The sequence below is a fragment of the Nocardia bovistercoris genome (genome assembly GCF_015674855.1).
Taxonomy (GTDB): Bacteria; Actinomycetota; Actinomycetes; order Mycobacteriales; family Mycobacteriaceae; genus Nocardia; species Nocardia bovistercoris.
In genome coordinates, this window is the sequence record NZ_JADMLG010000002.1 from 22317 (window position 1) to 36213 (window position 13897).

At 69.0% G+C, this 13897-nt stretch carries 14 protein-coding genes; 8 read left to right on the top strand and 6 right to left on the bottom strand.

The window, feature by feature from the left end; genetic code table 11:
• Positions 1-11 precede the first annotated feature (11 nt).
• The 6 genes from accD (at position 12) to IT779_RS04180 (ending at position 7065) form a co-directional block, all read left to right on the top strand.
• Positions 12-1706, top strand: coding sequence for an acetyl-CoA carboxylase, carboxyltransferase subunit beta (gene accD / locus IT779_RS04155; RefSeq protein ID WP_196147850.1), 1695 nt, complete (start codon positions 12-14; stop codon positions 1704-1706).
• On the top strand, positions 1703-2209 hold the full coding sequence (locus IT779_RS04160; protein WP_198428191.1) for an acetyl-CoA carboxylase biotin carboxyl carrier protein: 507 nt from the start codon (positions 1703-1705) through the stop codon (positions 2207-2209). The genes accD and IT779_RS04160 overlap by 4 nt, the downstream gene beginning before the upstream one ends.
• The gene (accC, locus tag IT779_RS04165) at positions 2206-3585 is read left to right on the top strand and encodes an acetyl-CoA carboxylase biotin carboxylase subunit (protein WP_196147851.1); all 1380 of its coding nucleotides are present in this window, start codon (positions 2206-2208) and stop codon (positions 3583-3585) included. The genes IT779_RS04160 and accC overlap by 4 nt, the downstream gene beginning before the upstream one ends.
• 57 nt (positions 3586-3642) lie before the next feature.
• Positions 3643-4842 carry an FAD-dependent monooxygenase gene (locus IT779_RS04170; RefSeq protein WP_196147852.1) on the top strand — a complete coding sequence of 400 codons (1200 nt, stop codon included), beginning with the start codon at positions 3643-3645 and terminating at the stop codon, positions 4840-4842.
• A gap of 348 nt (positions 4843-5190) precedes the next feature.
• Entirely contained in the window at positions 5191-6357 is a 1167-nt protein-coding gene (locus IT779_RS04175; RefSeq protein ID WP_196147853.1) for a sensor histidine kinase, read from the top strand.
• Between the two features lie 45 nt (positions 6358-6402).
• Entirely contained in the window at positions 6403-7065 is a 663-nt protein-coding gene (locus IT779_RS04180; RefSeq protein WP_196147854.1) for an N-formylglutamate amidohydrolase, read from the top strand.
• A gap of 9 nt (positions 7066-7074) precedes the next feature.
• Here the strand turns inward: IT779_RS04180 and IT779_RS04185 are convergent, their stop codons facing one another.
• The 3 genes from IT779_RS04185 to IT779_RS04195 all read right to left on the bottom strand — a co-directional run bounded on the left by IT779_RS04185 (position 7075) and on the right by IT779_RS04195 (position 10282).
• Complete coding sequence (locus IT779_RS04185) at positions 7075-8313, bottom strand: folylpolyglutamate synthase/dihydrofolate synthase family protein (RefSeq protein ID WP_196147855.1); 1239 nt, start codon at positions 8311-8313, stop codon at positions 7075-7077.
• 297 nt (positions 8314-8610) lie between these two features.
• Positions 8611-9198 (bottom strand): DUF6907 domain-containing protein, encoded by a 588-nt coding sequence (locus IT779_RS04190; RefSeq protein ID WP_196147856.1) that lies wholly within the window; start codon positions 9196-9198, stop codon positions 8611-8613.
• A 274-nt stretch (positions 9199-9472) separates the two neighbouring features.
• The gene (locus IT779_RS04195) at positions 9473-10282 is read right to left on the bottom strand and encodes an NAD(P)-dependent oxidoreductase (RefSeq protein ID WP_196147857.1); all 810 of its coding nucleotides are present in this window, start codon (positions 10280-10282) and stop codon (positions 9473-9475) included.
• A 260-nt stretch (positions 10283-10542) separates the two neighbouring features.
• On the opposite strand from IT779_RS04195, the gene IT779_RS04200 reads away from it, so the two are divergent.
• Positions 10543-10881, top strand: coding sequence for a hypothetical protein (locus tag IT779_RS04200; RefSeq protein WP_196147858.1), 339 nt, complete (start codon positions 10543-10545; stop codon positions 10879-10881).
• Here IT779_RS04200 and IT779_RS04205 read toward each other — a convergent pair.
• From IT779_RS04205 to IT779_RS04215, 3 genes are all read right to left on the bottom strand, one after another.
• Positions 10878-11714: an amidohydrolase family protein gene (locus tag IT779_RS04205; protein ID WP_196147859.1), complete on the bottom strand. Its 837-nt coding sequence runs from the start codon at positions 11712-11714 to the stop codon at positions 10878-10880. The two genes, IT779_RS04200 and IT779_RS04205, sit on opposite strands and share 4 nt — an antisense overlap.
• Positions 11715-11844: 130 nt before the next feature.
• Positions 11845-12135, bottom strand: coding sequence for a hypothetical protein (locus IT779_RS04210; RefSeq protein WP_196147860.1), 291 nt, complete (start codon positions 12133-12135; stop codon positions 11845-11847).
• Between the two features lie 69 nt (positions 12136-12204).
• Entirely contained in the window at positions 12205-12834 is a 630-nt protein-coding gene (locus IT779_RS04215; protein ID WP_196147861.1) for a TIGR03086 family metal-binding protein, read from the bottom strand.
• A gap of 105 nt (positions 12835-12939) precedes the next feature.
• Here IT779_RS04215 and IT779_RS04220 point away from each other — a divergent pair, with 105 nt between their 5' ends.
• A complete protein-coding gene (locus IT779_RS04220; protein ID WP_196147862.1) occupies positions 12940-13896 on the top strand; it encodes a helix-turn-helix transcriptional regulator in 957 nt (318 codons plus the stop codon).
• Position 13897: the final 1 nt, after the last annotated feature.

Sequence of the window (13897 nt, forward strand, 5' to 3'; positions counted from 1 at the left end):
GGAGAACTCGGATGACCGAATTACTCGAAGGCGTCAGCAGACGCCACACCGACCAGGAGACGACATGGGTGAAATGCCCATCCTGTTCGGAATACCAGTACAAGCGCCGCTTGGAACGCAACCTGCGGGTATGCGCGGGCTGCGGGCACCATCTGCGGATCACCGCCGCGCGACGGCTGGCCATTCTGCTCGACGAGAACTCCTGGGAGTCGGGTGATCACGAGGATATCGAGACCGAGGACATCCTCGAGTTCCGCGACCGCAAGACCTACCGGCAGCGCCTCGACGAAGCGCGCCGCAAGACCGGCGCGCACGATGCCGCCGTCTTCGGCTCGGGAACGCTGGCGGGGCACCGAATCGCGGTGGCGGCCATGGAGTTCGGCTTCATGGGCGGCTCGATGGGCAGCGCGGTCGGCGAAGTGGTCACCCGCGCCGCGGAATTCGCGGTGGCCGAACGCCTTCCGCTGCTCCTGAGCTGCGCTTCGGGCGGCGCGCGGATGCAGGAGGGCGGCATCTCGCTCATGCAGATGGCCAAGACGAGTCAGGCCATCGCGCGCATGCACGAGGAAGGTCTGCTCGTGCTCTGCCTGCTCACCGACCCGACCTTCGGCGGCGTCACCGCCTCGTTCGCGATGCTCGGCGACATCCTGGTGGCCGAGCCGGGCGCGCTGATCGGTTTCGCGGGCCCGAACGTGATCCGCCAGACCATCAACGCCGATCTGCCGCCCGGCTTCCAGACCGCCGAATTCCTGCTGGAACGCGGCATGTTGGACGCGGTGGTGCCGCGCCCGCAATTGCGCTCCTACCTGGCGAAGGTACTCACCGCGCACGCCGTGCACGCACCGGCGGGCTACGACGCCGCACCCGTGATCCGCACCGACCCGGACCAACTCACCGCCCGCCCGCCCGAGGCCGTGATCAAGATCGCCCGCGACCGCGCGCGCCCGACCACCCTCGGCTTCGCGGCCGTCGCCTTCGACTCGTTCTTCGAACTGCGCGGCGACCGCCTCTTCGGCGACAGCGCCGCGCTCGTTGGCGGACCCGCGATCATCGCGGGTCGCCCGGTGATGCTGATCGGCCACGAAAAAGGCAGCGACACCAAGGAATCCATCGCCCGCAACTTCGGCATGCCCGAACCCGAGGGTTACCGCAAGGCGCTGCGGCTGATGCGGCACGCGGCGAAATTCGGCATGCCGATCGTGACACTGATCGACACCCCCGGCGCCTATCCCGGCCTCGGCGCCGAGGAACGCGGGCAGGCGGGCGCCATCGCCCAGGCGATCATGGAGTCGAGCAGACTGCCGGTGCCGATCGTCGCGGTCGTCACCGGCGAGGGCGGCAGCGGCGGCGCGCTGGCCCTCGGGGTCGCCGACCGGGTGCTGATGTTCGAGAACTCCTACTACTCGGTGATCAGTCCCGAGGGCTGCGCGGCCATCCTGTGGGGCGATCGCGGGGCGGCGGCACAGGCCGCCCATGCCATGCGGATCACCGCGCCGGAACTGCTGCGGCTCGGCGTCGTCGACGGCGTCGTGCCCGAACCGGAGACCGCCTCCGACGACGTCGTCACCGCGGCCGCCAATCTGCGCGCCGCGGTGGCGGGCGCGTTGGCCGAACTGTCCGCGACGCCCGACCTGGTCGCCGCGCGCTACCGCAAATTCCGCCGATTCGGAATCGGATCGCCCTCGATGATCGGAGCACAATCGTGAACGCCTTCCGCCCGACCACCGCCGACCACCACGGCGACGACGGTTCACTCACCCACCTGATGCGCGAGGCGCGGTCGCTGGTCGCGGGCCTGGACCGGCAGCCGCGCAGGATCGCGGTGCGCGCGGGCGACTGCACCGTCGAGATCGAATGGCCCGACACCGCCGAGAGCGCGGGCGTCGCGGGCCACGAGCGGATCGCGCTCGCCGCGCCGCCGAGCGAGGCCGAGCAGACCGACGCCTTCACCGTCGATTCGCCGCTGGTCGGGCATTTCTACCGGGCCGTCGAACCGGGCGCCGAGCCGTTCGTCACGCCGGGTCAATATGTCGAGCAGGGCGAGGTCGTCGCGATCGTCGAGGCCATGAAACTGATGAACCAGATCACCGCACCCGCGGCGGGCCGGGTCATCGAGGTACTGCCCGCCGACGGCGACGTGGTCGAATTCGGGCAGCGCCTGATCGTCTTCGAACCGGTCGAGCACGCGCCGATGGAGATCGCGTCGTGAGCGGCGCGGCCGCGGCGGGTCCGATCAAGACCGTCCTGATCGCCAATCGCGGCGAGATCGCACTGCGGGTGGTGCGGGCCTGCCGCGAACTCGGATTGCGAAGTGTCGTGGTGTATTCGACCGCCGACGCCGATTCGCTGCCGGTGCGCGCCGCCGACGACGCGGTGTGCATCGGGCCGCCGGAACCGGGACGCAGCTATCTGAACATCCCGAACGTTATCGGCGCGGCGCTGCGCAGCGACGCCGACGCCGTGCACCCCGGCTACGGATTCCTTTCCGAGAGTCCGGATTTCGCCTCGGTGTGCGCCGACGAGGGCCTGATCTTCGTCGGGCCGTCCTCGGAGGTGATGGCGAGTCTCGCCGACAAGGCGGTGACCCGCGCGCTCATGACCGACGCGGGCCTGCCGCTGCTGCCCGGCACCACGGCGGCGCTGCGCGACGCGGAGGAGGCCGAGCGGATCGCGGGCGAGATCGGCTACCCGGTGATCCTGAAGGCCATCGCGGGTGGCGGCGGGCGCGGCATGCGGGTGGTGCGCTACCCCGACGAACTCGCCGACGCCTACCGCCGCACCCAGGCCGAGGCCGGACTCGCCTTCGGCGACAGCGGCCTGTACGTGGAGCGCTACCTCGAGGGCGCGCGCCATATCGAGGTGCAGATCCTGGCCGACCGGCACGGCAATGTGATCCATCTCGGCGAGCGCGACTGCACCGTGCAGCGCAGGCATCAGAAGTTGATCGAGGAATCGCCGTCGCCCGCGCTGGACGAGGCGACGCGGGCCGCGATCGGCGCGGCCGCGGTGGCGGGCGCGCGTTCGGTCGGCTACCAGGGTGCGGGGACGATGGAGTTCCTGCTCGATCCCGACGGCGGGTTCTGGTTCATGGAGATGAACGCCCGCCTGCAGGTCGAGCATCCGGTGACCGAACTGGTCACGGGGGTGGATCTGGTGGCCGAGCAGTTGCGCGTCGCCCAGGGCGAGCCGCTGTCGCTGCGGCAATCCGATGTCGTGTTGCGCGGTCACTCGATCGAATGCCGGATCAACGCCGAGGACCCGCGGCGCGATTTCGCCCCGTCGACCGGTCGGGTGGAGCGGTTCCGGCCGCCGGGCGGCCCGTGGGTGCGGGTCGACAGCCATCTCGAGGAGGGCATGTCGATCTCGCCGTACTACGACGCCCTGCTGGCGAAGGTGATCGTGTGGGCCGGTGACCGCGAGGCGGCCATCGACCGGATGCGGCGCGCGCTCGAGGAACTGACGCTGACCGGCCCCGGCCTCACCACCTGCGCCGAATTCCTGCGCGACACGATTCTCGGCAACGCCGAATTCCGTTCGGGCGATTTCGATCTCGATTTCGTTCGACTCGTTACCCAAAGGCCATAGTCCGAAAAGTATAGTACTATTCGGATGGAGAACTCTCTTCCTGCTCTGGAGTGCGCAATGACGACAACGAACGGACGAGTGATCATCCTCGGCGGCGGCATCGGCGGCCTGTCCGCGAGCATCGCCCTGCGGAAGGTCGGCATCGACGCGACCGTCTACGAACAAGCGCCTGCCTTCGGCACGGTCGGCGCATCCCTACAGGTCTGGGTCAAAGGGATGAAGGCGTTCGCCGAACTCGGCCTCGCCGACGAGATCCGCCGCCGCGGCGCCGAAGTACACCGGCAGCAATTCTTCAACCAGCACGGCACGCCGCTCTACCACGCGCCGCTGGCGGATCTCGCCCGTACCTACGGGGCGCCGATGCCGGTGATGATCCGCCGCTCGGAGGTGATCGAAACCCTGTCCACCGCACCCGATCTCGGCCCGGTCGTCTTCGACCACCGAGCCACGAGGATCGACCAGGACGACACCGGCGCCACCGTCACCTTCGAGAACGGGCGGCGCGAACGCGCCGAACTGGTCATCGCCGCCGACGGCATCAATTCCCGCACCCGCCAGGCGATCCTGCCCGAGGTGAAGATACTCACCGCGGGCTACGTGATCGTGCATGCCGTCGCACAGCACGAACCGCCGTGCGGCGCCAATAATTTCTCACTGTTCTTCGGACGCGGCACCCGGATCGCGATCAAAGACTGCGGCAACGACCACATCTTCTGGGCCGCGGCGCTGCGCGATCCGGCGGTCGCCATCGGCGAACCCAACGAACTGGTCAAATACGATCTGCTGCGCCGCTTCTCGGTATTCCCCGAACCGGTGCACAACCTGATCCGCGCCACCGCCGCGAACGCCATGCTGCACCACGAGGTGCGCGCCCTCGGGCCGATGCCGACCTGGAGCAGCGGACGTGTCGCCTTCCTCGGCGACTCGGCGCACGCGGTCACGCCGAATCTGGGGCGCGGCGCCAGCGAGGCCATCGTCGACGCCATCGTGCTCGCGCGTCAGCTGGTTCCGATCGACATGCGCGACCGCGGCGCGCTGGCGGGCGCGCTGGCCGTCTACGAGACCGCGCGGCGGCCGGAAAGCTCGGCGCTACAGAAGGAATCGTGGAAGATCGGGACGATCTCCTCCTGGCAGGGGTTCGCGGCCACCAAGGCCAGGGATCTGATGATGAAGACCGTCGTCGGCCGCAAGCAGGTCGCCAAGATCCACGGCGAATTCCAGATCGACGTGCCGTCGCTGACCTCCGCCGCGGTATGACCCGGCCCGCGCTGCGCTCCCGTCCGCCACCGACGACGGAGTCGGGTGCACGGCGATGTTCCGAACCCACCTCTCGGACCGGGAGTTCGGGCCGAACGGCGCCGCGCCGGACCTCCGCGGGCGGTGCGGGCGCCTGCACCGATCGACCGGGCCGCGCCACTTTCGCACCTCCGAGTGACACCGCTGTCGAACCACCGGCGCTGCCGTCGAACCACCGGGTGGCGCTGCTCTCGAACCGTCACCACTCCCCGAGACGACGGGGCGCGGCGATACCGCGCAGATCGGAGCCGACATGACAACGACCGCACAGTTCGACCTGCCCCTCGTTCGGACCGAGGCGGCGCCGCGATGAGGCATATCGCGGCCGACGTCCTCGACACCTGGCTGCGCGGGCTCGGTCCGCGCGCCAGGTTCACGGTCGCGGCACTCGCCTCGATCGCGGCCTTCGCCGTGGTCCTCGTCACCCTGCTGGCCGCCACCGAACTGCCCGAACAGCAAGCGCTCGGGCTCGCGGCGGCCCAGGGTGTCGCGCTGTTCGCCGCTACCAGGGCGCCACTGCTCGGCGTCGGGGTCTCGCTCACCGCGGTCGCCGCCGCCTCGCTCGCGGCCCGCACGGCGGTCTGGCTTGACCCGATGCTCAACAGCCACTTCGTCGTCCTCGGCGTGGCCGCCTTCCGCATGCCGGTGCGGCAGGTGGTGATCGCGTGGGTCGCGACGGTCACCCTCGGCTGCGTTCTCGCGCTGTACCTGCGACCGCACGAATGGCTGGTGCAGCTGCTGCTCGCGACGGTGGTCTCCGGACTGCTGTCGACCACGGTTGTCGCGGTGCGCGCCCTGGCCTCGACCACCGCGAGCCTGAGCAGGCAGCGCGACGCCGCCGAACGACAACGTCAACGCACCATGCACTGGGAGGAACGCGCCCGCATCGCGCGCGAATTGCACGACATCGTCGCCCACCACATGACCGTCATCGCGATCCGGGCCGAGGCCGCGCGCTACCGCGACCCCGACATCACGGCACACACCGTCGCCGAACTCGCCACTATCCGCGACAGCGCCACCACCGCGCTCGCCGAAATGCGACACGTCCTCGACGTGCTGCGCAACGGCGATTCCGGGGTGATGCCGCAACCCACCCTCGACGACATCGCCGAACTCGTCGAATCCGCGCGCGCCGCGGGCACCCGCATCGACCTGCGCTTCCACGGCGACACCTCGAAAACCCCCGCGGGCGTCGAACTGTCCGGCTATCGCATCGTGCAGGAGGCGCTGAGCAATGCCATCCGGCACGCGCCCGGCGCACCCGTGCGCATCGAGATCACCGCGACCGGCGAGGCGATCCGCGTGCACGTGGACAACCCGTTGGCGCCGCGCCCCGTGGCCGCCGCGGGGTCGGGTCACGGGCTGCTCGGCATCCGCGAACGGGTCGCGATGCTGGGCGGCACCATCGACGTCGGCCCGTCGAACGGGAAATACCTTGTCGCGGCGATACTCCCGATTCCGCGAGAAGCGTGAGGCTCGGCCGAACCGGTGCGGTCGTTCGCCGGCTACGATCACGTGGTGGACGACCTATTCGCGATGGACGACGAGCAAGCCCTTGCGTGGGATCTCCGCGAACGGAAATACCGGGCGAACGACTACTACGGCGAGGGCCGTCCCGCCGCGATCGACATTCTCGACGGCTCAACCGGCCTGCTCGTCACCGCGCCGCATTCCCTGCACCATTTCCGGCACGGCCGCAAGAAGCCCGCCGACCGCTACACCGGCAGCTACGCCGAACTGCTGCACGCGGCGCTCGACGCGACGGCCGTCATTCCCACCGGGCCGATCGGGCGCTGGGAGAACTGGGAGGACCGCGACGATCCCTTCCGGCACGCGCTGGATCGCCTGAGCACACCGTCCACGCTGGTCGTGGACCTGCACGGCATGTCGGACCGGCACGGCGTGGACGTCTGCCTCGGCCTCGGTCCCGCGCCTACCGCGGCGAGCGAGGAATTGGCGCATCGCCTCGCCGAAGAGCTACACCCCTACCAGGTCTCGATCAACACGCCCTTCGCCGCCACTCCGCACTACACGGTGACCGCCTACGTCCAGACGCGCACACCCGCCGACGCCATCCAGATCGAAATGGCGGCCAATATCCGGAATCCGGTGCTGCATCCGAAAAGATCCGGGGACTTCCTCGGCCGCCTGATCCGCGGCCTGGAGAGATTCCGAACCTGATCCGCGACGTCATCCGGGGATGGTGAACACCGTCGACACGTCGGCTCCCACGGTCCGCAATACCTGCCCCGTGAAGGTCGCGGTGCCGACGACCAGTACCGAACCCGTGCCCATGAGTTCCGGCAGCGCGTCGTCCTCGACCCACGACCACGGCCACGCGCCGGGGTCGGGATACGGCAGGTGGGATCCGCGCATCCGCACGAAATATCGGGCGGTGCCCACACCGTGCAGTTCGGCCACGAAACCCGCGAAATCCTTGTGCGCCGGAACCGACACTACGATCTTGTCCGGCAACCCGCCGAAACGGTCGGTGGCGAATTCCAGCGCGGCAACCAGGCCGTCCCGCGATATGGCGGAGTCGATGACCACCGCGGCGTCTCGATACCGGTGTTCGGACAATCGGCCGGGATAGTTCACGGTCGCGAGCGTGCGCGCCAGCGCCGCGCTGTCGACGGTCCGCTCGTTCATCGAGCACACCGCGAGACCCGCGCGCACACCGGCGGCGGCATTGCGTCCGCCGTAACCGGGGGCGAAGGCGGGCTCACCGGAGTCCACCCAGATCGGTTCCGCCCCGACTCGCGCGCACCGCGCCACGACCTCGCGCCGCACTTCCTCGGTCTGCGGCAGGCTCACCACCGCGCGCGTCGTCTCCGACACCACACCGAGTTTGTCACGGGCGATATCCACGACCGTCGGCCCGAGCACATCCCGATGCTCATCGAACACCCGCGTGAGCAGAACCGCGTCCAGGGCGAGCAACGACAATTCGTCACTGCGCCCGCCGATTCCGGCCTCGACAACCAGCACATCGCAGCCACACGCCAGCAATGTGTCGATTCCGCCGAGCAGATAAAGACCGCTCGGCGACAGATAGCCTGATTCCGCATCGGGCGCGGGCAGTTCCGCCCGCACCGCGGCGATCTTCTCGAGCATCGCGCGATAGGTACCGTGTTCCAGTATTCGCCCGTCGATGCGAATTCGGTCGATATTGTCGGTCACCCCCGGACTCGTGACGGTGCCAACGGTGAAACCGGCCGCCGCCGCGGTCGCCGACGCGTATATCGCCGCGGTCCCTTTGCCTTTCGACCCAACGACGCCGAGCACCGTCACCGCGCGCGAACGCTCGGGCAGCTCCAGAATCCGCGCCACCGCCCCCGCTCGCTCCAGACTTCTGGACGAGACCCGCCGGAGTCCGGACCATTCCTCGAAAATCGCCCGCTGCTCGAGGTCTTTCAAGCCACCGTCCACGGCGGAAATGTACACGTCGCGAATCCGCGCCGACGCGAACGTCGTGTCTGTGCCGACGCGAGCGTCGTATCTGCGCCCACGCCAGCGTCGTATCTGCGGTGCGGCATTTCGTCGAGCCTCTGCCCGCGAGACCGCCATCGACAGGCTGCGGCGCGTGGTGATCACCGCCCTCCGCATCCCCGAACGCACACCATCACCACCTCGACGGGCCCTCAGCGCGTCGACGGTCGTCGCAGCGAGCGGCGCCAGCAGTGGCCTCGGCACCATCCCGCCGAGCACCGCCTGCTGATACCGGGTCTACCCGCCGTCGATCTGGTCGGCGCTGTTGAGCAGCTGCGCCGCGATCCGGCAGGCGTCACCGCCGGTCAGTTCGGTGGCGATGGCCTGCACGATCATCTCCAGGCACACCTGACGCTCACCGTCGGAGTCGAGCGCGGTGACCCGCACCGCGATCGCGAGACCGCTGGCGAACGCGTCGGGTTGCCGCACCACCATGAATGGCCCGCGATGGCGCACACCAGCGGCGTCGGTTTCGCGATCGAGTTGCCCGTGGCCGAGACACCACGCCGGGCAGTCGCCGTCGGCGGGCGCGAGCCGCAGGTCGGCGCCGACCATCAGGATCTGCGCCACCTGCCGCGCCTCGACGCCCGTCATCTCGACCGTGAGCCCGTTCGGGTCGACCAGTCCGATCGTGCTGTGCCGCCTGCGCCCGCGATCGTGGGCCACCACCTGCGTCCAGATGCGACGTGCCGGTTCGGATTCGGGAATGTCCTCGAGATCGACGGCGAGTTCCGCGCCGTAGTGCACGCCGCCGTCCCCCGCATCCTCCGGTATCGGCTCGCGGTGGTCGACGCACCAGGACGGACAGGAAAAGACAACGGCCACAACGACTCCCCACAAGTCACCCGAACTCCGGACCTCCCCTGACCAGGGTCCGCCACTTCACTGTAGCGCCTGTGCACCGCCCCGCACCCACGACACCCCGCCGAATGTCGTTTCCGGCGTGGAAAGTTCGCCGAGAAGTCGCCACCGGAGGTCATCCGGAACGGCCGTGCCCATCCGCGCGGACGCGGTGGTTCCGTTCGGTAGCTCGTCCCGCGAAAGCCGCTGTCGCGGAATGCTTCCGTGGGCCGCGAGAGTTCGAGAACCGACCCGGAACTCAGCCGAGGTCGAACGGCCCTTTCTGGATCACGGCGGCGAGCTGGCCGAGATCGATGCCGAGGTCGGACGTTGCCGACACGCAGGCCGCGACGTCCTTGCGCAGGAAGGGTCCCGCGACCTTCTCGAACTTGTCGAATCCGCCCATGCGGCGGATCGAATCCGCGGCGTAGCTGCGGGCACTGGCCTCCGACAGCACGTGCAGCAGCTGGTCGTCGGCGATGCCGAGTTCGCGTCCCACCTCGGCCGCCACCGCGACCAGTTGCGCGTTCGCGGCGAACAACGCGTTGTTCACCAGTTTCACGCCGAGTGCGCTGCCGAGCGCACCGGTGGCGATGATCGAGGCGGAATAGGCGGCGAGCACCGGCCGCACACTTTCCACGGCCTCGGGCGGGCCGCCGAGCAGCACGGTCAGTTTCCCGGCCGCGATGTCCTCGGCCGAGCCACTGACCGGCCCGTCGAGCAGGGTGGGGCCGTCGGGGCGCAGCGCGGCCAGATCCTTGATCGTGGAGACGGTTCCTGTGGTGTGCGAGACGATCACCGCGTCGGGTCGCGCGGCCGCGAGCAGGCCGTCGTCACCGCCGAGCACCTCGACCAGTTGGCTGTCGGAGAACAGGCAGGCGATCACGATATCGCTCGCGGCGGCGGCCTCGGCGGCGGAGTCGACCACTTCCGCGCCCGCGTCGCGCAACCGGTCGCGCACCTCTGCCCGCCGCGCGAAGACCACGGTCCGGTATCCGGCCCCGACGAGCCGCAGCACCATCGGCTCGCCCATCTGACCGGCTCCGACGAATCCGACGACCTGCGACATCCGCGCACTCCTCACTCGCAGCCCGCCCACCCCACGGTCCCGACCAGCGGTCGTTCGGAGGTGAACAGATAACCATCCAGTAATGGCAACTGTAACAGTGCGGTCCGGTATCGCGCAGAGACTTCGACCCAAGCGGCGCAGACCGAACCAGCCCGCGGGGGCCCGACGCCCCAGCGCGTCGAACCGCGACACGCCGTATGTAGCCGGGCAATAGCGACAATGTCGAGTCGAACCGCAACCCCGGTCCACAATCGTGTGCTATGCGCCATCTGCCTGGAATCGGGCCCGCCAGGCAACTGAGTTGCCGGGTCGAACTCGCGTGGCCGGGCAATCACGGGCTGTGGTGGAATCCGCATCTGCAGGGCACCCACGACCAGATCGCCGGTGCGCTCGACGAGTTGGCGGTCCGGGTCCGCATCGACCCGCTCACCCGCGTGATCCTGCGCGTCGACCCGGCCGCCCGCATCCGCTGCAATCTCGAACTGAGCGCCGCCGCGCGCATACTCACCCACCACCACCCGGCGGTCGACCTGGCGGAACTGCCCGCGCTGTTACGCGAGCACGCCCGCGCCATCCGCGGCCGCACATCCCGTCACTAGCGCTTGGCCGCGGCGTCGTCGGGGAAGAAGAAGCGCCGCGCGTTGCCGTACAGGAAGTTGTCCATCACATCGTCGGGCAGCGCGAGCGCCGACGCCTCGGGCACCACCCGGCGCATCGGGAGCACCGGCCAGTCCGACGCGAAGAGCACCTTGTCCTTGCCTCGGGTCCGCATGTAATGCAGCAGGCTCTCCGGAAGATATTTCGGCGACCACGCCGATGTCATCAGACGCAAGTTCTCGTACTTCAGCAGCAGCCGGATCGCGACGTCCCACCACGGATCGGCGCCGTGGATCATGCACAGCCGCAATTCCGGGAAATCGACGCAGACGCGGTCCAGATAAATCGGATTCTGCGCCTCTCCGGGAATCGGCGGACCGGGCAGCCCCGTATTCATGCACAGCGGCACATCGAGTTCCGCGCATTTGTAGTACAGCGGATAGTAGACCGCGTCGGTGGGCCGGAATCGTCCCTCACCCCAGAATCCGGGACCGGTCACCGCGTAGGCCAGCGGCAGATCCGCGGCCATCGAGGAGAATTCCCGCAGCGCGGCGACCGGATGCTCCAGATCGACGCCGCCGAGCGCGACCGCGAACCGATCGGGCGCCGCGTCGATGAATTTCCGCACCGTCGGCGACGGCTGCGTCACCGAATACGTCAGGATCGCCTTCTCGACACCCTGTTCGTCCATCTCGTCCAGCAGCTCCGCCAGATCGGTCGGCGCGTACATCGAAGTCGGCCCGCGAAAGTAGTCGTCGCGCACCTTCAACATCCAGCCCGGCTGCTCCCGCTCCCCGAAATGCACGTTGACCAGGCAATCGATAACTCTCGGCATGACCGCTCCGCACTCGTCACGCGATCCGCGCGGCCCGGGCGAAACCCTCGCCGCACCTCACACCGGAACCGCTTCTCATATTTTCGAACATTAGCATCGAGGTATCGAGTCGACAACCACACAGTTGACACTACTGTTGCGGAGACGGGCGCGCTCCGGGCGCAGAAGGCCGACCCGGATCCGAAAGACGCTCACCGAGCTGTTCGGGGACGGAGGCCGCGGTCCTGAAGGTGACCGAGTAGCGCACCAGCTCGGGGTGTCCGTCGACCGACGCCGCGGCGCCGAAGTCGAGCAGGACGGGCCATTCGTCCGTCCTGGCCAAGTGGGCGCGCACGTGCCGGGCGATGAAACCCGGGCGTTCGCGGTCGCTGAGTCGTTGCGGAACGAAGACGTCCATGGTGTCGCGACGGGAACGTGGCATCCGTCGATAGTCGACCGAATGCCTTCGACCTGGCGTCGGACACGCCGTTGACCGGTGTGCACCGGGCGGTCAGGACGGCACGCGCGGGTCACGACCGAGGTAGCGGAGGAGTTCGTCCACCGCGGGCGTCGCGCTCTGCCCGGCCGCGTCCACCACCGGCCCGTAAGCGCCCCACTGCCGCAGCGGCTCCACCGTGCCGGTGGCGGCGGCGAGCAGGTGACCGGCGAGTTCGTCGGTCAACGGCGAAGGCCGACCGGTCGCCACGGCGATGTCCCAGGCGTGCACGGCCGCGTCGAGCGCGCACAGGACGGCGGCGATCGGGGTTGGCAGCGGACCGTGCGGCAGCGGGGTCGGGACGGTTTCGGCGGCGTCGGTGACCGTGGCCCACGCCGTCGCGGTCACGGCGATCGCGTTCTCGACCAGTGCGGCGGCCGTGCCGTCGAGCTGCCCGGATGGCGCGAACGGATCCTCGGCGGGGCCCGCGCCGACGCCGAGCGCCGAGGCGTAGGCCAACTGGTCGCCCGCCGCGTGCTGGACGACTTGGGTGACCGACCATTCCGAGCAGGGCGTCGGCAACTGCCACTGGTCGGCAGCGACGTCCGCGACAGCCTGTTCGAGGGCGCGATGGGAGGCGGCGAGGACCGCACGCCACACGGGCGCGAGTGCGGCGACGACGGCGGGGGCGGATTCGGTGATCATCGGCGGTGGCCTTTCAGCTGGTTGTCGGCTGGTGTCGATACCGAGCGTATGCGTCTATTAGGCTCGTTTTCTTCCTAATCAACCCACCCGCCGACAGGGCCGAATGTGACCTCGACCACTACGCGTCTGCTTCGGATGCTTTCGCTGTTGCAGGACCGCGTCCACACCGGCGCCGAACTCGCCGACCGCCTCGAGGTGTCCGGCAGAACCGTGCGCCAGGACATCGCCCGCCTACGCGAACTCGGTTATCCGGTGCACGCCGAACGCGGCGCCGTCGGCGGCTATCGACTCGGCCAGGGCAAGAACATGCCGCCGCTGCTGCTCGACGACGAGGAAGCGGTCGCCGTCGCGGTGGCGGTCGCCGCGGCCGAAGACGGCTCGACCGGAATCGCCGATATCGACCGGAGCGTGGCGCGCGCGCTCGCGAAGATGGAGCGGATCCTGCCGAAGCGCTTGCAACACAAGGTGACAGCACTGCGCAAGGCCACCGATATCGGGCCTGCGGTCACCGATTCGCGCGAGCCCGACGCCCCCGTCCCGGCCGAAACCCTGACGATCACCGCGGCGGCCATCCGGGCGCGACGCACCCTGCGCGTTCCCAGCGCGGGCGAAATCGAACCGTACCGCCTGATCAATTGGCAGCGCCGCTGGTATCTCGTCGCCTACGCCTTCGACACCGGTTCGTGGCGCGCGCTGCCCGTCGCCGGGTTCCGCGAGATCGAGACGACCGGCCGCCACTTCGCCGAACGCACACTGCCCGACGCCGACCTGGTCGCCTTCGTGCTGCGCGAAATCGCCACCGCCGGGTGGAAGGTGCACGCGCGGATCACCGTGCTCGCGCCCGCGGACGTGGTGATCGCCCGCATCAACCCGACCGTCGGCGTGGTCGAACCCATCGACGACCGATCCTGCGCGCTGTTCACCGGAGCCGACACGATGGAGACGATAGCGATCTACCTGAGCATGCTCATGATGGATTTCCGCGTGGACGACCCACCCGAACTCGTCGCGCACGTCCGCACGCTCGCCCGCCGCTATACACAGGCCACTCAGAACGAATAAT

What these genes read in the sequence shown, in the direction of transcription:
- accD (WP_196147850.1), top strand. Translation starts at nt 12, where the DNA reads ATGACCGAATTACTCGAAGGCGTCAGCAGACGCCACACCGACCAGGAG.
- IT779_RS04170 (WP_196147852.1), top strand. Translation starts at nt 3,643, where the DNA reads ATGACGACAACGAACGGACGAGTGATCATCCTCGGCGGCGGCATCGGC.
- IT779_RS04175 (WP_196147853.1), top strand. Translation starts at nt 5,191, where the DNA reads ATGAGGCATATCGCGGCCGACGTCCTCGACACCTGGCTGCGCGGGCTC.
- IT779_RS04195 (WP_196147857.1), bottom strand. Translation starts at nt 10,282, where the DNA reads ATGTCGCAGGTCGTCGGATTCGTCGGAGCCGGTCAGATGGGCGAGCCG.
- IT779_RS04200 (WP_196147858.1), top strand. Translation starts at nt 10,543, where the DNA reads ATGCGCCATCTGCCTGGAATCGGGCCCGCCAGGCAACTGAGTTGCCGG.
- IT779_RS04205 (WP_196147859.1), bottom strand. Translation starts at nt 11,714, where the DNA reads ATGCCGAGAGTTATCGATTGCCTGGTCAACGTGCATTTCGGGGAGCGG.
- IT779_RS04210 (WP_196147860.1), bottom strand. Translation starts at nt 12,135, where the DNA reads ATGCCACGTTCCCGTCGCGACACCATGGACGTCTTCGTTCCGCAACGA.
- IT779_RS04215 (WP_196147861.1), bottom strand. Translation starts at nt 12,834, where the DNA reads ATGATCACCGAATCCGCCCCCGCCGTCGTCGCCGCACTCGCGCCCGTG.